Annotated in this window: 23 protein-coding genes and 2 other annotated features; all 23 genes read right to left on the bottom strand. The window is 39.1% G+C overall.

Annotated elements, in window-relative coordinates; genetic code table 11:
• Window positions 1-133: 133 nt before the first annotated feature.
• Window positions 134-1,321, bottom strand: a complete 1,188-nt coding sequence (gene tuf / locus NY607_RS17285; RefSeq protein ID WP_004233614.1) for an elongation factor Tu — start codon at window positions 1,319-1,321, stop codon at window positions 134-136.
• Between the two features lie 136 nt (window positions 1,322-1,457).
• Window positions 1,458-3,536, bottom strand: coding sequence for an elongation factor G (gene fusA / locus NY607_RS17280; RefSeq protein ID WP_048395562.1), 2,079 nt, complete (start codon window positions 3,534-3,536; stop codon window positions 1,458-1,460).
• A 42-nt stretch (window positions 3,537-3,578) separates the two neighbouring features.
• Window positions 3,579-4,049 (bottom strand): 30S ribosomal protein S7, encoded by a 471-nt coding sequence (gene rpsG, locus NY607_RS17275; protein WP_004233610.1) that lies wholly within the window; start codon window positions 4,047-4,049, stop codon window positions 3,579-3,581.
• 44 nt (window positions 4,050-4,093) lie between these two features.
• Window positions 4,094-4,513, bottom strand: coding sequence for a 30S ribosomal protein S12 (gene rpsL, locus NY607_RS17270; RefSeq protein ID WP_004233609.1), 420 nt, complete (start codon window positions 4,511-4,513; stop codon window positions 4,094-4,096).
• A gap of 99 nt (window positions 4,514-4,612) precedes the next feature.
• On the bottom strand, window positions 4,613-4,861 hold the full coding sequence (locus NY607_RS17265; RefSeq protein WP_004233607.1) for a ribosomal L7Ae/L30e/S12e/Gadd45 family protein: 249 nt from the start codon (window positions 4,859-4,861) through the stop codon (window positions 4,613-4,615).
• A gap of 138 nt (window positions 4,862-4,999) precedes the next feature.
• Window positions 5,000-8,683 carry a DNA-directed RNA polymerase subunit beta' gene (gene rpoC / locus NY607_RS17260; protein ID WP_048395560.1) on the bottom strand — a complete coding sequence of 1,228 codons (3,684 nt, stop codon included), beginning with the start codon at window positions 8,681-8,683 and terminating at the stop codon, window positions 5,000-5,002.
• Between the two features lie 202 nt (window positions 8,684-8,885).
• On the bottom strand, window positions 8,886-12,461 hold the full coding sequence (rpoB, locus tag NY607_RS17255) for a DNA-directed RNA polymerase subunit beta (protein ID WP_175400790.1): 3,576 nt from the start codon (window positions 12,459-12,461) through the stop codon (window positions 8,886-8,888).
• 242 nt (window positions 12,462-12,703) lie between these two features.
• Window positions 12,704-13,306 carry a class I SAM-dependent methyltransferase gene (locus tag NY607_RS17250; protein WP_036077767.1) on the bottom strand — a complete coding sequence of 201 codons (603 nt, stop codon included), beginning with the start codon at window positions 13,304-13,306 and terminating at the stop codon, window positions 12,704-12,706.
• A 76-nt stretch (window positions 13,307-13,382) separates the two neighbouring features.
• Entirely contained in the window at window positions 13,383-13,742 is a 360-nt protein-coding gene (rplL, locus tag NY607_RS17245) for a 50S ribosomal protein L7/L12 (protein WP_004233598.1), read from the bottom strand.
• A gap of 72 nt (window positions 13,743-13,814) precedes the next feature.
• On the bottom strand, window positions 13,815-14,315 hold the full coding sequence (gene rplJ, locus NY607_RS17240; protein ID WP_004233596.1) for a 50S ribosomal protein L10: 501 nt from the start codon (window positions 14,313-14,315) through the stop codon (window positions 13,815-13,817).
• Between the two features lie 32 nt (window positions 14,316-14,347).
• Window positions 14,348-14,493: a sequence feature (ribosomal protein L10 leader region), on the bottom strand.
• A gap of 53 nt (window positions 14,494-14,546) precedes the next feature.
• Window positions 14,547-15,245, bottom strand: a complete 699-nt coding sequence (gene rplA, locus NY607_RS17235; protein WP_004233594.1) for a 50S ribosomal protein L1 — start codon at window positions 15,243-15,245, stop codon at window positions 14,547-14,549.
• Between the two features lie 116 nt (window positions 15,246-15,361).
• Window positions 15,362-15,787: a 50S ribosomal protein L11 gene (gene rplK / locus NY607_RS17230; RefSeq protein WP_004233593.1), complete on the bottom strand. Its 426-nt coding sequence runs from the start codon at window positions 15,785-15,787 to the stop codon at window positions 15,362-15,364.
• A gap of 229 nt (window positions 15,788-16,016) precedes the next feature.
• On the bottom strand, window positions 16,017-16,550 hold the full coding sequence (nusG, locus tag NY607_RS17225) for a transcription termination/antitermination protein NusG (RefSeq protein WP_048395557.1): 534 nt from the start codon (window positions 16,548-16,550) through the stop codon (window positions 16,017-16,019).
• A gap of 358 nt (window positions 16,551-16,908) precedes the next feature.
• On the bottom strand, window positions 16,909-17,094 hold the full coding sequence (gene secE / locus NY607_RS17220; RefSeq protein ID WP_004233589.1) for a preprotein translocase subunit SecE: 186 nt from the start codon (window positions 17,092-17,094) through the stop codon (window positions 16,909-16,911).
• A 48-nt stretch (window positions 17,095-17,142) separates the two neighbouring features.
• Window positions 17,143-17,289 (bottom strand): 50S ribosomal protein L33, encoded by a 147-nt coding sequence (gene rpmG / locus NY607_RS17215; RefSeq protein WP_004233588.1) that lies wholly within the window; start codon window positions 17,287-17,289, stop codon window positions 17,143-17,145.
• A 77-nt stretch (window positions 17,290-17,366) separates the two neighbouring features.
• Window positions 17,367-18,014, bottom strand: coding sequence for an RNA polymerase sporulation sigma factor SigH (sigH, locus tag NY607_RS17210; protein WP_004233587.1), 648 nt, complete (start codon window positions 18,012-18,014; stop codon window positions 17,367-17,369).
• 68 nt (window positions 18,015-18,082) lie between these two features.
• Complete coding sequence (locus NY607_RS17205) at window positions 18,083-18,595, bottom strand: NYN domain-containing protein (protein ID WP_054548958.1); 513 nt, start codon at window positions 18,593-18,595, stop codon at window positions 18,083-18,085.
• Between the two features lie 2 nt (window positions 18,596-18,597).
• Window positions 18,598-19,350, bottom strand: coding sequence for a 23S rRNA (guanosine(2251)-2'-O)-methyltransferase RlmB (rlmB, locus tag NY607_RS17200; RefSeq protein WP_004233585.1), 753 nt, complete (start codon window positions 19,348-19,350; stop codon window positions 18,598-18,600).
• Entirely contained in the window at window positions 19,350-19,790 is a 441-nt protein-coding gene (locus NY607_RS17195; protein ID WP_175400791.1) for a Mini-ribonuclease 3, read from the bottom strand. The genes rlmB and NY607_RS17195 overlap by 1 nt, the downstream gene beginning before the upstream one ends.
• Entirely contained in the window at window positions 19,775-21,175 is a 1,401-nt protein-coding gene (gene cysS / locus NY607_RS17190; RefSeq protein WP_048395551.1) for a cysteine--tRNA ligase, read from the bottom strand. Before cysS ends, NY607_RS17195 begins: the two co-directional genes overlap by 16 nt.
• A gap of 61 nt (window positions 21,176-21,236) precedes the next feature.
• Window positions 21,237-21,455: a binding site (T-box leader), on the bottom strand.
• A gap of 50 nt (window positions 21,456-21,505) precedes the next feature.
• On the bottom strand, window positions 21,506-22,966 hold the full coding sequence (gene gltX, locus NY607_RS17185; RefSeq protein WP_066038313.1) for a glutamate--tRNA ligase: 1,461 nt from the start codon (window positions 22,964-22,966) through the stop codon (window positions 21,506-21,508).
• 90 nt (window positions 22,967-23,056) lie between these two features.
• Window positions 23,057-23,533, bottom strand: coding sequence for a 2-C-methyl-D-erythritol 2,4-cyclodiphosphate synthase (ispF, locus tag NY607_RS17180; RefSeq protein ID WP_004233581.1), 477 nt, complete (start codon window positions 23,531-23,533; stop codon window positions 23,057-23,059).
• Between the two features lie 141 nt (window positions 23,534-23,674).
• Window positions 23,675-24,616 (bottom strand): serine O-acetyltransferase EpsC, encoded by a 942-nt coding sequence (gene epsC, locus NY607_RS17175; protein ID WP_004233580.1) that lies wholly within the window; start codon window positions 24,614-24,616, stop codon window positions 23,675-23,677.
• Between the last annotated feature and the right edge of the window lie 103 nt (window positions 24,617-24,719).

Raw genomic sequence — 24,719 nt, 5'->3', positions numbered from 1 at the left:
ATTTACGCTAGAGGACATGCTTGTGGTTATGTACACATACACTAATTAAAACTCTAATTTTTCTTTATTTTAACACAAAAAACCAATCTGTAGGCGTCCCTACAGATTGGTTTGGAATTAGCAAGAGCTAAAATTATTTTTGGATAGAAGCAACTACGCCAGCGCCTACAGTACGGCCACCCTCACGGATAGAGAATTTAGTACCTTCTTCAAGAGCGATTGGAGCGATAAGTTCAACTGTCATTTCGATGTTATCACCAGGCATTACCATTTCAACGCCTTCTGGTAAGTTACAGATACCTGTTACGTCAGTTGTACGGAAGTAGAACTGAGGACGGTAGTTAGAGAAGAATGGAGTATGACGGCCACCCTCTTCTTTTGATAAAACGTAAACTTCAGCTTTGAAGTTAGTGTGTGGAGTAATTGAACCTGGTTTAGCTAATACTTGACCACGTTGGATTTCTTCACGAGCAACACCACGTAGTAAAGCACCGATGTTGTCACCAGCTTCAGCATAGTCTAATAATTTACGGAACATTTCTACACCAGTTACAGTAGTAGATTTAGCTTCTTCAGCGATACCGATGATTTCAACTACGTCACCAACTTTAACTTGACCACGTTCAACACGGCCAGTTGCAACTGTACCACGACCAGTAATAGAGAATACGTCCTCTACTGGCATCATGAATGGTTTGTCAGTTTGACGTTCTGGAGTTGGGATGTAAGAATCTACAGCGTCCATTAATTCAACGATTTTTTCTTCCCATTCTGGTTCACCTTCAAGAGCTTTAAGAGCAGAACCTTTGATTACAGGAATATCGTCACCTGGGAAGTCATATTCAGATAGTAGGTCACGGATTTCCATTTCTACTAATTCTAATAATTCTTCGTCGTCAACCATATCACATTTGTTCATGAATACTACTAAGTATGGAACACCTACTTGACGAGATAAAAGGATGTGTTCACGAGTTTGTGGCATTGGGCCGTCAGCAGCAGATACTACTAAGATACCGCCGTCCATTTGAGCAGCACCAGTGATCATGTTTTTAACATAGTCAGCGTGTCCTGGGCAGTCAACGTGTGCATAGTGACGAGTTTCAGTTTCGTATTCTACGTGAGAAGTATTGATTGTGATACCACGTTCTTTTTCTTCTGGAGCGTTATCGATATCAGCGTAAGATTTAGCTGTACCACCCATTTTTTTAGAAAGAACTGTAGCGATTGCAGCAGTTAAAGTAGTTTTACCATGGTCAACGTGTCCGATTGTACCAATGTTAGCATGCGTTTTAGAACGGTCAAATTTTTCTTTAGCCATTAGAGATTGCCTCCTCAAAATTGTATGTTTTAGATTTAAAATTTATAGAATGAATGCTGATAGAGAACGGGCCCATCCCCTATCCTGCAATCATAGCTTACAAATTAGTTATACTTTATGCAAGATGAAATTTCAATTATTCACCTTTATTTTTTTTGATGATATCTTCAGAGATTGATTTTGGTACTTCTTCATAATGATCGAATACCATTGAGAATACACCACGACCTTGCGTTGCAGAACGTAAAGTTGTTGCATATCCAAACATTTCTGAAAGTGGAACCATCGCACGAACAACTTGAGCGTTACCGCGAGCTTCCATACCTTCTACGCGACCACGGCGAGAAGTGATGTTACCCATGATATCACCAAGATATTCTTCAGGAATTACAACTTCAACTTTCATCATAGGCTCTAAAAGAACTGGACTACATTTTGATGCAGCAGCTTTAAGTGCCATTGATGCAGCGATTTTAAATGCCATTTCGTTTGAGTCAACATCATGGTATGAACCATCGAATAATTTCGCTTTGATGTCGATTAATGGGTAACCAGCGATTACACCGCGGTCAAGCGAGTCACGAAGACCTGCTTCTACAGCTGGAATATATTCACGTGGTACTACACCACCAACGATAGCATTTTCGAATTCAAAGCCTTTACCCTCTTCATTTGGAGAGAACTCGATCCATACGTCACCGTATTGACCACGACCACCTGATTGACGAGTGAATTTACCTTGAACTTGAGCAGAGCCACGGAATGTTTCACGGTAAGATACCATTGGAGCACCTACGTTAGCTTCTACTTTAAATTCACGGCGCATACGATCAACTAAGATATCAAGGTGAAGCTCACCCATACCTGAGATAATTGTTTGACCAGTTTCTTGGTCTGTATGTGCACGGAATGTTGGATCTTCTTCTTGTAGTTTTTGTAAAGCTTGACCCATTTTATCTTGGTCAGCTTTTGATTTTGGTTCTACAGAAAGAGAGATAACTGGTTCTGGGAACTCCATAGACTCAAGGATAACAAGGTTTTTCTCTTCACAAAGAGTGTCACCAGTTGTTGTATCTTTAAGACCTACAGCAGCTGCGATATCACCAGCAAATACTTTTGAAATCTCTTCACGGCTGTTAGCGTGCATTTGTAGGATACGACCTACACGTTCACGTTTACCTTTTGAAGAGTTTTGTACGTATGAACCTGATTCAAGAACACCAGAGTACACACGGAAGAACGTTAATTTACCTACGAATGGGTCAGTCATAACTTTAAATGCTAAAGCTGAGAATGGCGCTTCGTCTGATGATGGACGTTCAGTTTCATCACCATCTGGAGTTGTACCTTTAATAGCTGGTACATCAACTGGTGATGGTAAGTAATCGATAACTGCGTCAAGCATTTTACGAACACCTTTGTGTTTGAATGCTGTACCACAGATTACTGGGTAGAATTCTACAGCGATTGTCGCTTTACGGATAGCCGCTTTAAGCTCTTCTTTTGTAATTTCTTCACCAGCAAAGTATTTTTCCATGATTTCTTCGTTAACTTCAGCGATTGCTTCGATTAACTTCTCACGGTATTCTTCAGCTTGCGCTTGGAATTCTTCAGGAATTGGTTGACCTTCACGTAATGCTGTACCTTCTTCGTTATCGTAGTAAGTTACATCCATTTCAACTAGGTCAATAATTGCTTTGAACTCATCTTCCGCACCAATTGGTAATTGGATTGGATGAGCATTTGCTTGTAAACGCTCGTGTAAAGTACCTACAGAATATAGGAAGTCTGCACCCATTTTATCCATTTTGTTAATGAATACGATACGTGGTACACCGTAAGTTGTAGCTTGACGCCATACAGTTTCTGTTTGAGGTTCAACACCAGATTGAGCATCAAGTACAGTTACTGCGCCGTCAAGTACACGTAAAGAACGTTCTACTTCTACAGTGAAGTCTACGTGTCCAGGAGTATCGATGATGTTTACGCGGTTGCCTTTCCATTGAGCTGTTGTCGCAGCAGAAGTGATTGTGATACCACGTTCTTGCTCTTGCTCCATCCAGTCCATTTGAGAAGCGCCTTCATGAGTTTCACCGATTTTGTGAATCTTACCTGTGTAATAAAGGATACGCTCAGTTGTTGTTGTTTTACCAGCATCAATGTGAGCCATGATCCCAATATTACGAGTATTCTCTAGTGAGAATTCGCGTTTCATTAGGTATTTCTCCTTCCATATTGGGCTTATGCTATGTTTAGATTACCAACGGTAGTGAGCGAATGCTTTGTTCGCTTCTGCCATTTTGTGCATATCTTCACGTTTCTTAACTGATGCACCAGTGTTGTTAGAAGCATCAAGGATTTCGTTAGCTAAACGCTCTTCCATAGTTTTTTCACCACGAAGACGAGAATAGTTAACTAGGTAACGAAGACCTAAAGTTGTACGACGTTCTGGGCGTACTTCAACTGGTACTTGGTAGTTAGAACCACCAACACGGCGAGCACGTACTTCAAGAACTGGCATTACGTTATTTAGAGCAGCTTCGAATACTTCGATTGGATCTTGACCAGAACGTTCTTTAACTAGTTCGAACGCACCGTATAAAATCTTTTGAGAAGTACCTCTTTTACCATCAATCATCATTTTATTGATTAAACGAGTTACTAGTTTTGAATTATAAATTGGATCTGGTAACACGTCACGTTTGGAAACAGGACCTTTACGAGGCATGTGTTTTCCTCCTTTCATTGAGTAAATATATAGTGGGATTTAAATTATTTTTTTTCTTTAGGGCGTTTTGTACCGTATAAAGAACGTGATTGCATACGACCGTTTACACCAGCAGTATCAAGAGCACCACGAACGATATGGTAACGAACACCCGGTAAGTCTTTTACACGACCGCCACGGATAAGAACAACACTGTGCTCTTGTAAGTTGTGGCCTTCACCAGGAATGTACGCTGTAACCTCGATTTGGTTAGTTAAACGTACACGAGCGTATTTACGTAACGCTGAGTTTGGTTTTTTAGGCGTCATTGTACCTACACGAGTACAAACACCACGTTTTTGTGGAGATTTAACATCAGTTAAAGATTTTTTAAATGAGTTATATCCTTTGTTTAACGCTGGTGAATTTGATTTCGTGATTTTAGATTTACGAGGCTTACGTACCAATTGGTTAATTGTAGGCATCGATTTTTCCTCCCTTCATTCCTTCTTTTTTTAATACCACACATCCAGGTGGTTCATTTTTTGGGTAAAAACAAAGTCTTTGTGCATTCTACACAAAAACTACTCTACAGTAATCGCAACTACCGCAGCTCCAACATGGATTCCACAGGCTTTGCCCAGTTCCTTTTTGGACTCAACAAGAATAACTGGTATACCGATTTCTCTCGCGAAAGATATGGCCGAATCGGTTACCCAATTGTCTGCATCAAGTGCCACAAAAAGTTCTTTCACTGAACCAGCTCGCATTGCTTTTACTGCTTGCTTTGTACCTATGATTGTTTGACTAGCCCTTACTTTATCATAAGACATTTACATATCCTCCGAAGTACAGACAGTTAACTATCAACCTTCAATATATTATCATTACTCATTTACACTGTCAACTAATATCTTGAAAAAGTCCGAAGAGATGATGAAAATATGCATCTCTTCGGCCTAATTTAATGTTTATTCAGCAGAAACGACTTCTGTGTCAAGCTCATCTTTTTCGATGCGGATTTGACGATAACGTTGCATACCAGTACCTGCAGGAACAAGTTTACCGATAATTACGTTCTCTTTTAATCCAAGAAGTTCGTCACGTTTACCCTTAATTGCTGCATCTGTTAACACACGTGTTGTTTCTTGGAACGATGCTGCAGATAAGAATGATTCTGTTTCAAGAGAAGCTTTTGTAATACCAAGGATAACAGGGCGACAAGTTGCAGGGTTTTTGCCATTCATAACAGCGTCTACGTTTGCCTCTGAGAATTGGTGGATATCTAGTAATGAGCCAGGTAGTAATTCTGTATCTCCAGCTTCAATTACACGCACTTTACGAAGCATTTGGCGAACCATTACCTCAATGTGTTTATCCCCAATTTCTACCCCTTGCATACGGTATACTTTTTGAACTTCTTTTAATAAATATTCTTGAACAGTTGAAACGTCTTTGACTTTTAGCAATTGTTTTGGATCGATAGAACCTTCTGTTAAAACTTGACCACGTTCTACATTATCACCTTCGATAACTTTCAAACGTGCGTTATAAGGTGCTTGATACTTACGAGTTTCTACGTCACCTTGAATTGTAATTTCTTTTAAGCCTTCACGAATTTCTGTGATATCTGAAACCGTACCAGCAATTTCTGAAATAACAGATTGACCTTTTGGATTACGTGCTTCAAAGATCTCTTGGATACGTGGAAGACCTTGTGTAATATCATCACCGGCAACCCCACCTGTATGGAATGTACGCATTGTTAACTGTGTACCTGGTTCACCGATTGATTGAGCCGCAATAATACCAACTGCTTCCCCAACTTCAACCTTCTCACCTGTCGCCAAGTTCATGCCGTAACATTTTTTACAAACGCCGTGTTTTGTATTACATGTAAATGCTGAACGGATTGTCACTTCTTCAATACCAGCCTCAATAATTGCACGAGCGATATCTTGGTCGATTAAACCGTCTTTTGCAAGAATTACTTCACCAGTTTCAGGGTGGAAGATTGTTTTCTTCGTATGACGACCAACAATACGTTCATCTAGAGCTTCAATTAACTCTGTGCCTTCCATTAGTGCACCAATCGTTAAGCCACGGTCAGTACCACAGTCATCTTCACGAACGATAACATCTTGTGCAACGTCAACAAGACGACGCGTTAAGTAACCTGAATCGGCAGTTTTTAGGGCTGTATCGGCAAGACCTTTACGAGCACCGTGAGTTGAGATGAAGTACTCTAATACTGTTAAACCTTCACGGAATGAAGATTTGATTGGAAGTTCGATAATACGACCAGCCGGGTTGGCCATCAGACCACGCATACCAGCTAGCTGAGTAAAGTTAGATGCATTACCACGGGCACCTGAATCAGACATCATGAAAATTGGGTTTGTTTTCTCAAGTGACTTCATCAGCTTCGCTTGAATTTCATCTTTTGCAGCACTCCAGCTTGAAATAACGCGATCATAACGCTCATCCTCAGTAATGAAACCACGACGGAATTGCGCTTGAACTTTATCTACTTTCTCTTGAGCTTCTGCTAAAATTTCACCTTTATCAGGTAATACCACGATATCAGATACACCTACAGTAATACCTGCACGTGTTGAATATTTGAAACCTAGGTTTTTCATACGGTCAAGCATTTTAGATGTTTCCGTAATGTGGAAACGTTTAAATACTTCAGCAATGATATTTCCTAAGAATTTCTTACGGAATGGGTTTACAACAGGTACTGATGCAAAGTATTTACGCAATACAGCTGTACGTTGTGCATCAATTTTCCCTTTTTCATCTAAATTATTATAAGCACTATCTGATTCAAGCTCTTTAAGTGTTTCTTCATCAATTGTTAACTTAGCAAAGTATTTTTCTGGTGTTACTTGCTCTAAGTTGAAATCAGTTGGCTCATTAATATAAGGGAATGATTCCGGTAAGATTTCATTAAAGATTACTTTACCGACAGTTGTTAATAAGAACATATTATTTTGTTCTTCAGTGAATGTCGGATTATTTAATGAACTTGCTTTAATTGCGATACGTGTATGCAAGTGTACATGACCTGTATCATAGGCAATTAAAACTTCATTTGGACCATAGAAAACAGTACCTTCACCACGTGCGCCTTCACGTTCAAGTGTTAAGTAGTAGTTTCCTAATACCATATCTTGAGAAGGTGTTACAACAGGTTTACCGTCTTTTGGATTCAGGATGTTTTGTGCAGCAAGCATTAGAAGACGAGCTTCAGCTTGAGCTTCAGCTGATAATGGTACGTGAACCGCCATTTGGTCACCATCGAAGTCAGCATTATAGGCTGTACATACTAATGGGTGAAGACGAATAGCACGACCTTCAACTAGTGTTGGTTCAAATGCTTGAATTCCAAGACGGTGAAGCGTTGGTGCACGGTTTAGTAATACTGGATGCTCACGGATAACATCTTCTAAAACGTCCCATACGTCGTTATTTAAACGTTCGATTTTACGTTTAGCAGATTTAATGTTATGAGCAAGACCACGCTCTACTAATTCTTTCATAACGAATGGCTTGAATAATTCGATAGCCATTTCTTTTGGTAAGCCACATTGGTACATTTTTAAGTTTGGACCTACTACGATAACCGAACGACCAGAGTAGTCAACACGTTTACCAAGTAGATTTTGACGGAAACGACCTTGTTTACCTTTCAACATATGTGAAAGTGATTTTAACGGGCGGTTACCAGGACCTGTTACAGGACGTCCACGACGACCATTATCGATTAATGCATCAACAGCTTCTTGTAACATTCGTTTTTCATTTTGTACGATGATGCTCGGAGCACCTAAATCTAATAAACGTTTTAAACGGTTATTACGATTAATTACACGACGGTATAAATCGTTTAAATCTGAAGTCGCGAAACGACCACCATCTAATTGCACCATTGGACGAAGCTCTGGTGGAATAACAGGTAGTACATCTAGAATCATCCATTCAGGTGAGTTTCCTGAGTTACGGAAAGATTCAACAACTTCTAGACGTTTAATGGCACGAGTACGTCTTTGACCTTGAGCAGATTTTAACTCCTCTTTTAAAGATTGCGTTTCATCTTCTAGGTCGATTTTACCTAATAATTTTTTGATTGCTTCTGCACCCATTGATGCTTCGAATGTATTACCGAATTTTTCACGGTATGCACGATACTCTTTTTCAGATAGTAATTGTTTACTTTCTAAATTAGTAGCACCTGCATCGATCACAACGTATGAAGCGAAATAGATAACTTCTTCAAGAGCACGAGGTGACATATCTAAAATTAGACCCATACGGCTAGGAATACCTTTGAAGTACCAGATATGAGAAACTGGTGCTGCTAATTCGATATGTCCCATACGTTCACGACGAACTTTAGCACGTGTTACTTCAACGCCACAACGATCACAAACTACACCTTTATAGCGTACACGTTTATATTTCCCACAGTGACACTCCCAGTCCTTAGTTGGACCAAAAATACGCTCACAGAATAAACCATCTTTTTCTGGTTTTAGTGTACGGTAGTTAATTGTTTCAGGTTTTTTAACCTCTCCATATGACCAAGAACGAATCTTGTCAGGTGATGCTAAACCAATTTTCATATATTCAAATTCATTAACGTCTATCAAGGAGCCTACCTCCCTCTAGTATAGGTCTTTATAAAGACTCTTTTACGCAGCTCGATAATCGTTTGCAAAGATTGCCTCTTTGGCAAAGGATTAGAAATAGAATGATTTATTAAAAGAAAAAGCCAGGCAGGGCGTTAAATCCTGCCCGGCTAATTTGAAAAATAAGTTTGACCATATTCACATTTGTGAATTTGGTTTTCCATTATTCAAAAGACTCTACTGGCTCTTCTTCTGTATCTGGCTGTGGTGCAATGTTAAGTGCATCAGCTGGCTGAAGATCGTCTTCTTCGTCTAAATCGCGAAGCTCTACTTCTTCATCATTAACTGTTAACATCTTAACATCCATACCAAGAGATTGAAGTTCTTTAATCAATACTTTGAATGACTCAGGAACACCTGGCTCTGGTACACTTTCACCTTTAACGATGGCTTCATATGTTTTCACACGACCAACAACGTCATCAGATTTAACCGTTAAGATTTCTTGAAGTGTATACGCAGCACCATAAGCTTCAAGTGCCCATACCTCCATTTCACCAAAACGTTGTCCACCAAATTGCGCTTTACCACCAAGTGGTTGTTGCGTAACAAGTGAGTAAGGACCAGTTGAACGTGCATGAAGTTTATCATCAACCATGTGAGCAAGTTTGATCATATACATGATACCTACTGATACACGGTTATCGAATGGTTCACCAGAACGTCCATCATACAGGATTGTTTTACCGTCACGGTTCATCCCAGCTTCTTCCATTGTTTCCCAAACGTCTTCTTCATTAGCACCATCAAATACTGGTGTTGCCATGTGAACGCCTAGATAACGAGAAGCCATACCTAAGTGTAACTCTAAAACTTGTCCGATATTCATACGGGAAGGTACACCAAGTGGATTTAACATGATATCAACAGGCGTGCCATCTGGCATGAATGGCATATCTTCTTCTGGTAAGATACGAGAGATAACCCCTTTGTTACCATGACGTCCGGCCATTTTGTCCCCAACACGAATTTTACGTTTTTGAACAATATAAGCACGAACTAATTGGTTAACACCTGGTGGTAATTCATCGCCATCTTCACGGTTAAATACTTTAACATCAAGAATGATACCGCCAGCACCGTGTGGTACACGTAATGAAGTATCACGAACCTCACGAGCCTTTTCACCGAAGATTGCATGTAATAAACGCTCTTCAGCAGTTAATTCTGTAACCCCTTTAGGCGTTACTTTCCCAACAAGAATATCACCGTCACGTACTTCCGCACCAATACGGATAATACCACGTTCGTCTAGGTTACGAAGTGCATCTTCTCCGACGTTTGGAATATCACGAGTGATTTCTTCTGGTCCAAGCTTTGTATCACGAGATTCTGATTCATATTCTTCGATATGAACAGATGTATAGACATCGTCTTTTACAAGACGCTCACTCATAATAACAGCATCCTCATAGTTAAAGCCGTTCCAAGTCATGAATGCAACCAGTACGTTACGTCCAAGAGCTAGTTCGCCTTTTTCCATTGATGGACCATCTGCTAAAATGTCACGAGGTTTCACACGTTCGCCTACTTTTACAAGTGGACGTTGGTTATATGAAGTACCTTGGTTAGAACGAATGAACTTCTGTAATTTATATTTTGTTAAATCGCCTTTAACCTCTTTGCCGTCTACAACTTCAATGCGGCGTACATGGATAGAGCGAGCTTCAACGTGCTCAACAATACCATCATACTTCGCTACTACAGCTGCACCTGAATCACGCGCATCAACATGTTCCATACCAGTACCAACGAATGGTGCTTCTGGGTTAAGTAGTGGAACTGCTTGACGTTGCATGTTGGCACCCATAAGTGCACGGTTCGAGTCATCGTTTTCTAAGAACGGTATACATGCAGTCGCTGCAGAGACAACTTGTTTAGGAGATACATCCATGTAGTCCATTTGCGCTTTATTGAATACCGTGTTATCACCACGGAAACGACCTACTACTTCATCATTTACAAAAGTACCATCTGGATTTAACGGTGAATTTGCTTGTGCTACATAGTAGTTATCTTCTTCATCAGCTGTTAAATAATCAATTTGCTCCGTTACTCGACCTGTTTCGTGGTCAATACGACGATAAGGTGTTTCAATGAAGCCAAATTTATTTACTTTGGCAAATGAAGATAATGAGTTGATTAACCCAATGTTTGGACCCTCTGGTGTTTCGATCGGACACATACGACCATAGTGAGAGTAGTGAACGTCACGTACTTCGAAGCCAGCACGCTCACGCGTTAAACCACCAGGACCTAATGCAGATAGACGACGTTTATGCGTTAACTCTGCTAATGGGTTTGTTTGGTCCATGAATTGTGATAATTGAGAGCTTCCGAAGAACTCTTTAATGGACGCAATCACTGGACGGATATTGATTAATTGTTGTGGTACGATCGCAGCTGTGTCATTAATTGACATACGCTCACGTACTACACGTTCCATACGAGACAAACCGATACGGAATTGGTTTTGTAGTAACTCACCAACAGAACGTAGGCGACGGTTACCTAAATGGTCAATATCATCTGTTGCACCTACTTGGTAAAGTAAGTTAAAGAAATAGCTTACTGAAGATAAAACATCAGCAGGTGTAATATTCTTCACTTCTTCATCAATGTACGCATTACCAATGATATTAATTTCTTTTTGAGCTTCATCCTTTGGAGCATAAATCTTAATAGATTGGATGGTTACATCATCTTCAAGCACTCCACCGACTTGTGATAAAGTGCGGTAACCAATACCTTTTGATGAATCTTCTAGGTAAGGTAGAATTTTATCTAAAGTACGACGATCTAGTACTGTACCTTTTTCTACTAAAATTTCGCCTGTTTCTGGATCTACAAGCGTTTCAGCAATCGTTTGGTTGAATAAACGATTTTTAATGTGAAGCTTTTTATTCATTTTGTAGCGACCAACATTCGCTAAATCATAACGTTTAGCATCGAAGAAACGAGAGTATAATAAACTCTTCGCACTTTCTACTGTTGGTGGCTCACCTGGACGTAAACGTTCGTAGATTTCTAAAAGCGCTTTTTCTGTACTTTCAGAGTTATCTTTTTCTAACGTATTACGTAGATACTCGTTATCACCGATAATATCGATAATTTCTTGATCTGAACCGAAACCTAATGCACGTAGTAACACTGTTACTGGTAGCTTACGAGTACGATCAATTCGCACATAAACTACGTCTTTCGCATCAGTTTCATACTCTAACCAAGCACCACGGTTTGGAATAACTGTAGCTCCAAAGCCTTTTTTACCGTTTTTATCAGTTTTATCATGGAAATACACACTTGGTGAACGAACTAATTGTGAAACGATAACACGTTCAGCACCGTTGATAATGAACGTACCTGTTTCTGTCATTAACGGGAAATCACCCATGAAGACATCTTGTTCTTTCACTTCGTCTGTTTCTTTGTTGTAAAGACGTACTTTCACACGTAATGGAGCTGCGTAAGTAACATCTCGCTCTTTACACTCATCAACATCATATTTAGGCTCACCTAATGAATAATCGATGAATTCTAATGAAAGATTACCTGTAAAGTCCTCGATCGGCGAAATGTCACGGAACATTTCACGTAAACCTTCTTCAAGGAACCACTCGTAAGACGCCGTTTGAATCTCAATCAGATTTGGAAGCTCAAGCACCTCTTTAATACGCGCAAAGCTTCTACGCTGGCGGTGTTGTCCGTACTGAACTAGTTGACCTGTCAACTCATTCACCCCTCAATAAAGCGATATTAGGTCTTTGCAAAATCATACAAATAGTGTATGATTTCGAAAGACAAAAAGAAAACGAGTCTTCAAAAAGATCTCATTTTCGGTTAACTAAACTTATCTTGGCAAGTATACCCATATTAAAACAATTCTATACAAAAAGGGCATACGACCTCAAAATAATATTTTTGCATTGTATCATATTATCATAGCCGATTTGTCAAGTCAATAAATTATACATATTTCATTTATTTTTTTGCGCGTACTATCCAGTACCCTTTTTTCTTTTCTACTACATCGACTTCTGAAAACTTTTCTTCTAAGTAACTTACTGTCGATGGCGCTCCTTGTTTCTTCTGAATGACTACCCAGAGTTCACCCGAAGACACTAGCCGATCGTAAGCTCCATCGTAAAAGCGGAAAATCGTTTCCTTCCCCGCACGAATTGGTGGATTCGTTAAGATAGCTGCTGCATCTACATCTTTATCAACCATCGATAGGCCGTCACTCACAAATATTCGCACATTTTGAACACCGTTCACTTGCGCATTTTTTTGCGAAAGCGCAACTGCACGTTCATTAATATCCATCATAAAAACGGTACGGTCTGGATTAGTTTTGGCAATCGATAACCCTATCGGCCCGTATCCACAACCTACATCAAAAATCGCACCATCAATATCAGGCATTTGAAAAGCGTCTATTAAAACACGGGATCCAAAATCTACTTCGCTTTTACTAAATACACCTGCATCCGTTTCGAATGAAAACGTATGCCCTAGTAACTTGAATGTCCAGTGACGTGGTTTACTTTCAGTTTGAGGCTTACTTGTATAATAGTGATCTGACATTTTCACGCCTCCTCAGAATGAAGAAAAAAGCTCGCCAAAATGACGAGCTTTCCTTTTGTTAAAAAGTAACGCGAGATTACTTAACTTCTACAGATGCGCCAACTTCTTCAAGTTTAGCTTTGATTTCTTCAGCTTCATCTTTAGAAACGCCTTCTTTAAGAGCTTTAGGAGCGTTATCTACTACTTCTTTAGCTTCTTTAAGACCTAAACCAGTGATTTCACGAACCACTTTGATTACTTTGATTTTTTCTGCACCAGCAGATGCTAATACTACGTCAAATTCTGTTTTTTCTTCAGCTGCAGCAGCACCACCAGCAACTACTGCTACTGGAGCAGCAGCTGTTACACCGAATTCTTCTTCGATAGCTTTTACTAAATCGTTTAATTCAAGAACTGTCATAGCTTTGATAGCTTCTAAGATTTGCTCTTTATTCATTATAATTTCCTCCTAATTGGATAATGTTTTATTTTTTGCGATCAGGCCGCAGAAGTATTAGTGCGTACTAAATTACGCGCCTTGTTCTTCTTTTTGTTCTGCAACAGCTTTTGTTGCAAGTGCGAAGTTACGCACTGGAGCTTGAAGTACAGATAAAAGCATAGAAAGTAGACCTTCGCGTGATGGAAGTTCTGCAAGTGCTTTAACATCTTCAACAGAAGAAATAGTACCTTCAATAATACCAGCTTTAATTTCTAAAGCTTCGTTTTTCTTAGCGAACTCGTTGATGATTTTAGCAGGCGCTACAACATCTTCATTTGAGAACGCAATTGCGTTAGGACCAACTAATACGTCGTTGATTCCTTCAAGGCCAGCAGCTTCAGCAGCACGACGAGTTAAAGTGTTTTTGTAAACTTTGAACTCAACGCCAGCTTCACGAAGTTGTTTACGAAGCTCTGTTACTTGTGCAACATTAAGACCACGGTAATCCACAACTACTACAGAAGCAGCGCCTTGGAATTTTTCAGTAATCTCTTGAACTTGTACTTGTTTGTTTTCGATTGCTTTGCTCATGATGACACCTCCTATTAGAATGGGTCATTTATACCGACAAAAGAAAAGCCTCCGAGTCAAATAGACACAGAGGCTGAAAGTCATCATCTTTAAATAAGAATCTGAATTCCGATGTCCTCGGTAGGAACATTAAGTGACAAGTCACTCCTACTGTCTACGGTACAAATGGATAATTCACAACAGCAACTATAGTATCACGTATAGCCACTATCGTCAATACATATATATAAATTATTTTACTACTACGTTAGAAGCGTCAATTTTAACCGCTGGACCCATTGTAGTTGTAACATTTACAGATTTCATGTAAGTACCTTTAGCTGCAGCAGGTTTTGCTTTTTGAACTACATCAAAAACAGCTAAGAAGTTTTCTACTAATTTTTCTGCTGAGAAAGAAACTTTACCGATAGGAGCGTGGATAATACCAGCTTTATCAGCACGGTATTCTACTTTACCAGCTTTGATTTCTTCGATAGCTTTTGTTACATCGAAAGTAACTGTACCAGTTTTAGGGTTTGGCATTAAACCTTTAGGCCCTAATACACGACCAAGTTTACCAACTTCACCCATCATGTCAGGAGTTGCTACGATTACATCGAAGTCAAACCAACCTTGTTGGATTTTTTGGATGTATTCTGCATCGCCTACATAGTCAGCACCAGCTGCTTCAGCTTCTTTAAGTTTTTCACCTTTTGCAAATACTAATACGCGTTGAGTTTTACCAGTACCGTTTGGTAGTACTACTGCACCACGGATTTGTTGGTCGTTCTTACGAGTATCAATACCTAAGCGGAAAGCAACTTCTACAGTAGCGTCGAAGTTTACTGTGCTAGTTTTTTGAGCAAGTTCGATTGCTTCTTGTGCAGTGTAAAGTGCGTTACGATCAATTAATTTTGCTGCATCTTGCAGTTTTTTACCTTTTTTAGCCATTATATATTTCCTCCTTGATTGTGGTTATAGCGGATTTTACCTCCCACGAATAAAGGTTGCGTGTTCACAAAGAAACTTCGCAACCTTCCAAAAAACAAAACATCAAGTAAATGGGATTAGTCTTCGATAACAATACCCATGCTTCGTGCAGTACCTTCAACCATTAACATAGCAGCTTCTACTGAAGCAGCGTTAAGGTCTGGCATTTTAGTTTCAGCGATTTCGCGAACTTTATCACGTTTAACCGTTGCCACTTTTTTACGGTTTGGTTCACCAGATCCAGATTGGATACCAGCTGCTACTTTAAGTAGAACTGCTGCAGGTGGAGTTTTTGTAATGAAAGTGAAAGAACGATCCTCGAATACTGAAATTTCAACTGGGATAATAAGACCAGCTTGATCAGCAGTACGCGCATTAAATTCTTTACAGAATCCCATGATGTTCACACCCGCTTGACCTAATGCAGGACCAACCGGTGGAGCTGGGTTAGCTTTACCAGCAGGGATTTGAAGTTTAACAACTTTAATAACTTTTTTAGCCACGAGACACACCTCCTTAAGTCCGTGATGTGGTAATTGGGTTGCCCCTCCCACTCAATATCTGTCTGTCAGCTAAGTGCCGATAACATTAAAATTATCATTACAGACGTCAAACAAAAGTATGACAGTCTGACCTATGAAATGATACCACTTTTAATTTTTTTAAGCAAGTAGTAATTAACAAAATCTGCGAAACATCTACCAATTAGCATGTAATGTTCTAATGTTAGAACTATAATTTTTGAACTTGTTCGAAATCTAGCTCCATAATCGTTTCGCGACCAAACATATCAACCGTCACTTTAATTTTACCTTTTTCTGTGTCAATTTCTTCAACACGTCCTTGGAAATGAGCAAACGGCCCTTCTAATACTTCTACTGCTTCACCAACAGAAATGTCCACTTCTACAACTTTATCAGTCATACCCATTTGTTGTAGTAAACGATCTGCTTCTTCAGGTAATAACGGTGTTGGTTTTGCTCCTCCACCAGATGAACCGATAAAGCCCGTAACACCAGGCGTATTTCGAACTACATACCAAGAATCATCTGTCATGATTAACTCTACTAACACATAACCAGGGAAAACTTTACGCATCATTGTACGTTTTTTTCCATCTTTCATTTCTGTTTCTTCATGCTCAGGAACAATCACACGGAAGATTTTATCTTGCATTCCCATTGTTTCTACACGTTTCTCTAGGTTTGCTTTTACACGGTTTTCATACCCTGAATACGTATGAACAACATACCAATTTTTCTCCATAACTACTAGGACTCCTCGTCCGTCCCTCCCTTACAAATAAAAGTGAAAATGAATCGCGATACGCTCAATGCATTTTTACTCTTTTCACAAACATCTCATTAGAAAAATATAGCTTTCGCTAATTACTTGCGAAAGCTCGATGATATATACCGAAACTAGCATAGTCATCTATCGCTACTATCATACTCTCCTAGTAGTATTTATCATAATGAGGAGATTTTACTGCTTTGCGCTTCACTTCACCCATCCCACCGATCCCATTAGATGGGGTTTTCTGCTGAATGAATGAAGATAAAACAAACGAAAAAACCCGTTATTGCAATGGACGGGCTATTTCAAAAATATGCTATTTACTAAATTATAAATCTAAGTACCAGCGGAATAATGATGAAATACCTAAGTCAACTAACACAAAAAATAAAGCCATAATGACAACAGTTGAAATTACAACGACTGTATATTTCGTCAGTTCTTTACTTTTCGGCCAGCTTGTTTTGCGCATTTCTGACATTACATCGCTGAAAAAGCTTTTGATCTTGCCCATTCTAGCTTAACCTCCGAATCAATCAAATCTGTCTATTTACATATCATTTTATAGCGTTTGTTTATGCATTGTATGTTCATTGCAATGCGAGCAAAATTTCTTTAATTCGAGACGTACAGTTGAACCTTCTTTAGCTGGGAACGTGTAATTTCTCGAACCACATTTCTCACAATTTAGCACGACTTTTTTTGCCATATAATCACCTTTTTCGGCACTTTGTCTTTTTAAGACTAACACCTATATTTGTCAATGTCAATAAAGGCCTAAATGGGCTAAGACATTTCCTCAAGGACTAAATGACGTTCTAATTTACGTTTTACCCGCTGCAATGCATTATCGATAGATTTCACATGACGATTTAATTTGGCGGAAATTTCATGATAAGACTGGCCGTCTAGATATAAGGCTAAAACTTGTAGCTCTAATTCACTTAAAATCTCACTCATCTTTTCTTCTAAATATCCAAACTCTTCTCTATGAATCATCAATTCTTCTGGATCATCCATAATAGCACCCGTTAGTACATCCATAAGCGTTCGGTCTGACTCTTCGTCGAATATAGGCTTGTCCAAAGAGATATAGGAATTTAGAGGTATATGCTTTTGCCTAGTTGCTGTTTTAATAGCTGTGATAATCTGTCTTGTAATACATAACTCTGCAAAAGCTCTGAATGATGCAAGCTTATCTCCTTTAAAATCACGAATCGCTTTATATAAGCCTATCATGCCCTCTTGTACAATGTCTTCCTTATCTGCTCCGATTAAAAAATAGGATCTTGCCTTCGCTCTTACTAACAAACGGTATTTTGTAATTAAATAATCCAACGCATCTGTATTACCTTGATGCACCATTTCAATAAGCTCTTCATCATTGAATCGTTCAAAATCTTGTGTCACTTGTACAATGCTATTTTTAAACATGGTATCACCTCAGCCACAACAGATAATTAGAAACAGTATAACGGAATTGGAAAATATGCGTCAATCAATCATTTCAAGCCTCGTCGCCATTTTTCAAAGGCGAGCGCAACATCTGGCTTTAATTCTATACGAGAAGGCGGCTTACTTTCTTGCTTCCGCTTCACATCATGAGTAATTTTATGTTGAATAATACTTGTATCAATTTCTAGCTCTCTAGCCGATTTCCTTAAGGCACCATTCCCAAATATAACACTTTGCTCTGCCATATCTGAAGTTGCTACATGAATTTGTACATTTCTAGCCTTTAATTCATGTGTCATTTTTTCAATACGTTCATCTGCTGTTTCATTTTTTCGTGTATAAATGACTTCTACATCATTTTCTATATAAGATTGCTCTACTCCTGGTACAAGATGGGCGTCAAAAACAATAATTACGCGCCAACCCATTGCTGCTTTATATTCAGCCATGAGTTCTATCAACCTTCTTCGCGCATCCTCAAAATTCGTATCACGCAATGGCCGCAGCTCTTTCCAAGATCCAATCATATTATAGCCATCAACAAGCAAAATGTTTTTCATTGTTATTCAATCGCTTCTTGACGTTTACGATACACTTCGTACATTAATAAAGCCGCTGCTACTGATGCGTTCAGTGATGTGACATGCCCAACCATCGGTAAGTGATATAAAAAATCGCATTTTTCTTTTAATAAACGCCCCATCCCTTTGCCTTCACTACCGATAATGATAGCTAATGGTAATGTTGCATCCATTTTTCGATAATCTGCAGATCCCTTTGCATCCGTCCCTGCAATCCATATACCGCGTTCTTTTAATTCATCTATTGTTTGAGCAAGATTGTTTACACGTACAACTGGAACATGTTCAATCGCTCCTGTAGATGCCTTAGCCACTACCGCTGTTAAACTCACTGATCGGCGCTTAGGAATAATAATACCATGTGCTCCTATAGCATCAGCCGTTCTCATAATAGACCCTAGATTATGAGGATCCTCTAACTCATCTAAGATTAAGAAAAAAGGATCTTCCTGTTTATTAGCTGCGGCTGCAAATAAATCCTCTAGTTCAGCATACTTATAAGCGGCAACAGAAGCAACGATACCTTGATGATTAGCACTTGATAATTGGTCAACTTTCTTTTTTGGGACAAATTGAACTATGACACCACGTTCACGGGCTAAATCTAGCAGTTCATTGACGCCAGATTTTTTTACTCCTTCTGCAATCCATACTTTATTCATATCGCGGCCTGAACGAAGTGCTTCTAACACTGGGTTTTTACCGGCAATAATTTCACCATTCTGTTCTGCCATTATTTAGACACTCCTTTTGATTCCTCGATTATTTGAATAGCATATGCAATGATTTCGTAGACGCGTTCTAGTTCATTCAATAAATATAAACTACCAAGCACCGCCTCAAAGCCTGAGCTATTACGATAGGTTTGGACATCCGTATTTTTTGGTACAGAGCCGGATTTGGCATTGCGTCCACGGCGGAACACAGCCAATTCCTCCTCTGTTAAATAATTTTCATCCATCATGCGATGAACGATCATCGATTGCGCTTTTGCTGAGACGTAGCGAGTTGCCTCTCGATGTAGTGTGTTTGGTTTAACACGACCAGAGCGTAGCAAATATTCTCGGACCTTTTGTTCCAATACGGCATCACCCATATAGGCTAACGCCAGCGCTTTTAATTGTTTAACATCTTCATTGCGAAGTTTATCCAACTTAATTACCCTCGTTTCCATCTAGTTCCTTGTCGTGTATCTTCTAAAATGATACCTTGGGCTTGCAAATGGTCACGGATCTCATCAGAGCGAGCAAAATCACGATTTTTACGTGCCTCGACGCGCTCTTGTAGTAATGCTTCAATTTCTTCGTCTAATAGTTCTTCTTCTTTTGCAAATTCAATACCTAAGACGTCACCTAGTACTTCAAAGGTTTCAATAAAGGTTTCTAATACCTTCTTGCAAGTATTGGCTTCATTTAAGTAAATATTAGCAATACGAGCTACTTCAAATAATACAGAAATAGCGTTGGCTGTATTAAAATCATCATCCATTGCCTCTTCAAAATGCGCTTTCTGTTCCGCAATTTTGTTCAGCCATTCTTCTGAATGATCACCTAAGCTTACAGTAGTCGTAAGGCGATGCTTCACATTGTTGTATGCTGTACGAATGCGCTCTAAACCTGACGCAGCAGCTTCTACTAGGTCCTTCGCAAAGTTAATTGGATGACGATAATGGACAGATAGCATGAAGAAACGCAATATCTGCGGGTCAATTTGTTTACGGATATCATTCACAAGAATAAAATTCCCAAGAGATTTGGACATCTTTTCATTATCAATATTAATATACCCGTTATGCATCCAATAACGCGCAAATGTTTTATCATTGTGTGCCTCTGATTGAGCAATTTCATTTTCGTGGTGAGGGAAAGTTAAATCCTGCCCACCAGCATGAATATCAATAGTATCTCCTAAATGTTCACGAGCCATTACAGAACACTCAATATGCCACCCTGGACGGCCATCTCCCCATGGGCTTTCCCAGAATATCTCACCTGGCTTAGCAGCTTTCCATAGAGCAAAATCTAGCGCATCATCTTTTTTCTCGCCCGCTTCAATACGAGCACCGATTTTTAAATCGTCAACTGATTGGTGTGATAATTTACCGTAGCCATCAAATTTACGAGTACGGTAATACACATCTCCAGCAGACTCATAAGCGTAGCCCTTTTCAATTAGCACTTGAATAAATTGAATGATATCGTCCATATGCTCTGTCACACGTGGATGAACATCTGCCTTTTTGCATCCCAGTGCTGTAACATCTTCAAAATAGGCTGCAATAAAACGCTCTGTTAATTCATGTACTTCTTCACCAAGCTCATTTGCTGCTTTAATAATTTTATCGTCTACATCCGTAAAATTGGAAACAAACTTTACATCATAGCCTTTATACTGAAAATAACGACGTACTGTATCATAAACAATTACAGGACGTGAATTCCCAATATGGATATAGTTATAAACCGTAGGACCGCAGACATACATTTTTACCTTGCCCTCTTCTAGCGGTACAAAGGTTTCCTTTTGTCGTGTTAATGAGTTAAAAATTTGAATACCCATTGTATTTCACTCTCCTTTTCTGTTGAATAAAAAAAGCGCCTCTATCACTCCTAAAAGGAATGACAGAGACGCTCGATTTGCGTGGTTCCACTCTGATTGAAGACAAAAAGCCTTCCACTTTGGACATCCATTAACGGGGATGACTCGATAAAGCCTACTCTCGTTCAGCTTTATGCTCAAAGGTGCATTTCAGTTTTGCCTAGGCTCAGACCACTTTCAGCCGATGATGGTCCTCTCTTAAGAGCATGCGCCACTTACTTCTCCTTATCAACGCTTTTTCAATGTAAATACATTTTACAACGAAAGAATGAATTGTCAATAAATTTATCTTTATTGTGCAAATTTTTCTACACGGTCAATTGCTTTCTCTTTACCAATTAAACAAATGGCGTTCGGCAACTCTGGTCCATGTGTTTCACCTGTTGTCACAACACGGATTGGCATGAACAGATTTTTACCTTTATGACCAGTTGTCTTTTGTACAGCTTTAATCGCAGCTTTTACCGCATCTGGTGTAAACTCTTCTAGCTCTTCCAATTGTGCTTTAAATGCCGCCATTACTTCAGGTACTTGCTCTCCTGCTAAAACCTCTTTTGCTTCTTCATCATATTCAATATGGTCGTTAAAGAATAGGCTAGATAATTCGACAATTTCTGCACCAAAGCTCATTTGGTCATGATAAAGTGCGATTAAATCCGTCGCCCAAGCATGTTGCTCTGCAGTAAGTTCTTCAGGTAATAAGCCTGCTTTTTGTAGATGTGGTAAAGATAAAGCTACAACTTCTTCCAAAGACAACTTTTTAATATATTGATTATTCATCCATGTTAGCTTTTGTTTATCGAACATAGATGGTGATTTTGAAAGACGTTTTTCATCAAAAATTTTGATAAATTCTTCTTTTGAGAAAATCTCTTCTTCTCCCTCTGGAGACCAACCAAGTAGCGCAAAGAAGTTAAACATCGCTTCAGGAAGATAACCTAAATCTTTATATTGCGTAACAAATTGAATAATCGATTCATCACGCTTAGATAGTTTTTTACGGTTTTCGTTAATAATTAATGTCATATGTCCAAAGCGTGGATATTCCCAACCAAATGCATCAAAAATCATCATTTGTTTTGGTGTATTCGATAAATGCTCCTCACCGCGGAAAACGTGAGAGATTTCCATAAAGTGATCATCTAAAACAACTGCATAGTTATATGTTGGAATACCATTAGCTTTTACAAGTACCCAATCACCAATATCTTTAGACTCAAAGGTAACTTGTCCACGAACTAAATCTTCAAATTCGTATGTTACATTTTCAGGTACACGCATACGGATTGTGTATGGCTCACCTGCCGCTTCTTTAGCAGCGATTTCATCTGCTGATAAGTGGCGACATGTACCATCATAAGTAGGAGCAGCTACACCTCTTGCTTTTTGTTCTTCACGAGATGCTTCAAGCTTTTCAGAAGAACAGAAACACTTGTAGGCTACACCTTGCTCTAATAGTTTTTCAGCGTGCTCTTTATAAATATCAAGACGTTCCATTTGACGATAAGGCGCATAAGGTCCACCAATATCAATGGACTCATCATATTCAATACCTAACCATTTTAGGTTATCTAGTTGAGATGCTTCTCCGCCCTCTACATTACGTTCAATATCCGTATCTTCAATACGTACAATGAATTTACCGTTATGATGTTTTGCATATAAATAATTGAATAATGCTGTACGCGCTCCACCGATATGTAAATAACCTGTTGGAGATGGCGCGTAACGAACGCGAACTTCTTTCGTCATAATTAAAAGCCTCCTAAATTTTCGATCAAAAATTGACTTTGTTCATTTTACCACTCTGTTACAGGAAATAAAAGCGGGGTTCATCCACATTTATTTCTTGATCAATAGAATTGTTGCCATTGCCGCAATACCTTCCTCGCGACCTGTAAAACCTAATCGTTCAGTTGTAGTTGCTTTAACATTTACCTGTGAAGGCTCTGCGTGTAATAATTCAGCGATACGTTGTTGCATCTGTCCAATATAGGGGGCCATTTTAGGACGCTGTGCCATAATGGTACAATCGACATTACCTAGAGAATAACCCTTATCCTCAACAATCTTCCAAATGTACTCTAATAATTTTGCTGAGTCCGCGTCCTTAAATGCAGGGTCTGTATCTGGAAAATGACGGCCAATATCCCCTTCTCCAATTGCTCCTAGAGCCGCATCTGTGACAGTGTGTAAGAGAACATCCGCATCTGAATGTCCTACTAGTCCTTTTTCATGCGGAATGGTAATGCCACCAATAATTAATGGACGACCTTCTTCAAATGCATGTACGTCAAAACCTTGTCCAATTCGAAACATATTCATCTTCCTTTAATTAATATTTATCATTATCATATCAAAATTTGCCCTAGGTTGTTTGAAAAGCACTTTAATAATTATCCTCCTATAGCAGTAATGGGCAGTTTAGAAAGCTACACTCTCTAGACTGCCCCACATTCTTTAAATATGATACTCTATATTTTTCATTTGACTGTTGCTAATATTCGGAGATGGCTGTGAATTATAAACACGTGAATAAGGGGGAACAGAGTGTGTTAGCCAAATATTACTTCCTAAAACGGAATCGTGCCCAATCGTCGTCTCGCCCCCTAAGATAGTAGCACCAGCATAAATGACAACATTGTCGGCAATATTCGGATGACGCTTAATGCCCTTAATTGGATTACCATTTTCATCTAATGGGAAGCTTAGTGCACCTAATGTTACACCTTGATAAATTTTTACATTCTTACCGATAGTACAAGTTTCACCGATAACTACACCTGTTCCATGGTCAATAAAGAATGATTCTCCTATTGTAGCCCCTGGATGAATATCGATACCCGTTAATCGGTGCGCATATTCTGACATAATTCGAGGCACAATTTGTACACCCATTTCGTATAACTCATGTGCGATGCGGTGAATATAAACAGCCACAATAGATGGATAGCTTAGCAAAATTTCCTCTGTGGAAAGAGCTGCTGGGTCACCATTATATGCCGCTTGAATATCTGTTTGTAGCACTTGGCGAATGGCAGGAAATCGATTAATCAAATTCATAACAATTTTGTCTGCTTGTTCACGGCAATACTTCTCGCAATTGGCAGGATCACTATCCTCCATATTATAAAATAATACTTTTTCGATAATATCCCGCAAATCTAATGCTGTTTCACGCAGCTTATTACTGCAAACTACGTTCACCCTTGTTTCATCAATAGGTCTTGTCATATAAATGCCAGGAAACAGCACCTCATGGAAATTATCTATTATTTTTATAACCCGATCTCGTCCATCAAAGCCTATTGAGTTGTCAACGTCGATGTACTGTTTATTTATACTAGTTAATGAACCTGTAATTTCTGGAACCTTTTGATTTAACCAATCATTTAATGACACAATAAACACCCCTCACATCTTTTCATCTATTCTATTACCTTATTAATCATATATCCACTATTTCATTTTACACGTAAAACGATCACACATGGATAAAATCCAC

The sequence above is a fragment of the Lysinibacillus sp. A4 genome (assembly GCF_024919535.1).
GTDB lineage: Bacteria > Bacillota > Bacilli > Bacillales_A > Planococcaceae > Lysinibacillus > Lysinibacillus capsici.
Note: the sequence above shows the minus strand (reverse complement) of the source record. Positions and strands in the feature narration are given on the sequence as shown.

What these genes read in the sequence shown, in the direction of transcription:
- tuf (WP_004233614.1), bottom strand. Translation starts at nt 1,321, where the DNA reads ATGGCTAAAGAAAAATTTGACCGTTCTAAAACGCATGCTAACATTGGT.
- fusA (WP_048395562.1), bottom strand. Translation starts at nt 3,536, where the DNA reads ATGAAACGCGAATTCTCACTAGAGAATACTCGTAATATTGGGATCATG.
- rpsG (WP_004233610.1), bottom strand. Translation starts at nt 4,049, where the DNA reads ATGCCTCGTAAAGGTCCTGTTTCCAAACGTGACGTGTTACCAGATCCA.
- rpsL (WP_004233609.1), bottom strand. Translation starts at nt 4,513, where the DNA reads ATGCCTACAATTAACCAATTGGTACGTAAGCCTCGTAAATCTAAAATC.
- NY607_RS17265 (WP_004233607.1), bottom strand. Translation starts at nt 4,861, where the DNA reads ATGTCTTATGATAAAGTAAGGGCTAGTCAAACAATCATAGGTACAAAG.
- NY607_RS17250 (WP_036077767.1), bottom strand. Translation starts at nt 13,306, where the DNA reads ATGTCAGATCACTATTATACAAGTAAGCCTCAAACTGAAAGTAAACCA.
- rplL (WP_004233598.1), bottom strand. Translation starts at nt 13,742, where the DNA reads ATGAATAAAGAGCAAATCTTAGAAGCTATCAAAGCTATGACAGTTCTT.
- rplJ (WP_004233596.1), bottom strand. Translation starts at nt 14,315, where the DNA reads ATGAGCAAAGCAATCGAAAACAAACAAGTACAAGTTCAAGAGATTACT.
- rplA (WP_004233594.1), bottom strand. Translation starts at nt 15,245, where the DNA reads ATGGCTAAAAAAGGTAAAAAACTGCAAGATGCAGCAAAATTAATTGAT.
- nusG (WP_048395557.1), bottom strand. Translation starts at nt 16,550, where the DNA reads ATGGAGAAAAATTGGTATGTTGTTCATACGTATTCAGGGTATGAAAAC.
- secE (WP_004233589.1), bottom strand. Translation starts at nt 17,094, where the DNA reads ATGGGCAAGATCAAAAGCTTTTTCAGCGATGTAATGTCAGAAATGCGC.
- rpmG (WP_004233588.1), bottom strand. Translation starts at nt 17,289, where the DNA reads ATGGCAAAAAAAGTCGTGCTAAATTGTGAGAAATGTGGTTCGAGAAAT.
- sigH (WP_004233587.1), bottom strand. Translation starts at nt 18,014, where the DNA reads ATGTTTAAAAATAGCATTGTACAAGTGACACAAGATTTTGAACGATTC.
- NY607_RS17205 (WP_054548958.1), bottom strand. Translation starts at nt 18,595, where the DNA reads ATGAAAAACATTTTGCTTGTTGATGGCTATAATATGATTGGATCTTGG.
- rlmB (WP_004233585.1), bottom strand. Translation starts at nt 19,350, where the DNA reads ATGGCAGAACAGAATGGTGAAATTATTGCCGGTAAAAACCCAGTGTTA.
- NY607_RS17195 (WP_175400791.1), bottom strand. Translation starts at nt 19,790, where the DNA reads ATGGAAACGAGGGTAATTAAGTTGGATAAACTTCGCAATGAAGATGTT.
- cysS (WP_048395551.1), bottom strand. Translation starts at nt 21,175, where the DNA reads ATGGGTATTCAAATTTTTAACTCATTAACACGACAAAAGGAAACCTTT.
- gltX (WP_066038313.1), bottom strand. Translation starts at nt 22,966, where the DNA reads ATGACGAAAGAAGTTCGCGTTCGTTACGCGCCATCTCCAACAGGTTAT.
- ispF (WP_004233581.1), bottom strand. Translation starts at nt 23,533, where the DNA reads ATGTTTCGAATTGGACAAGGTTTTGACGTACATGCATTTGAAGAAGGT.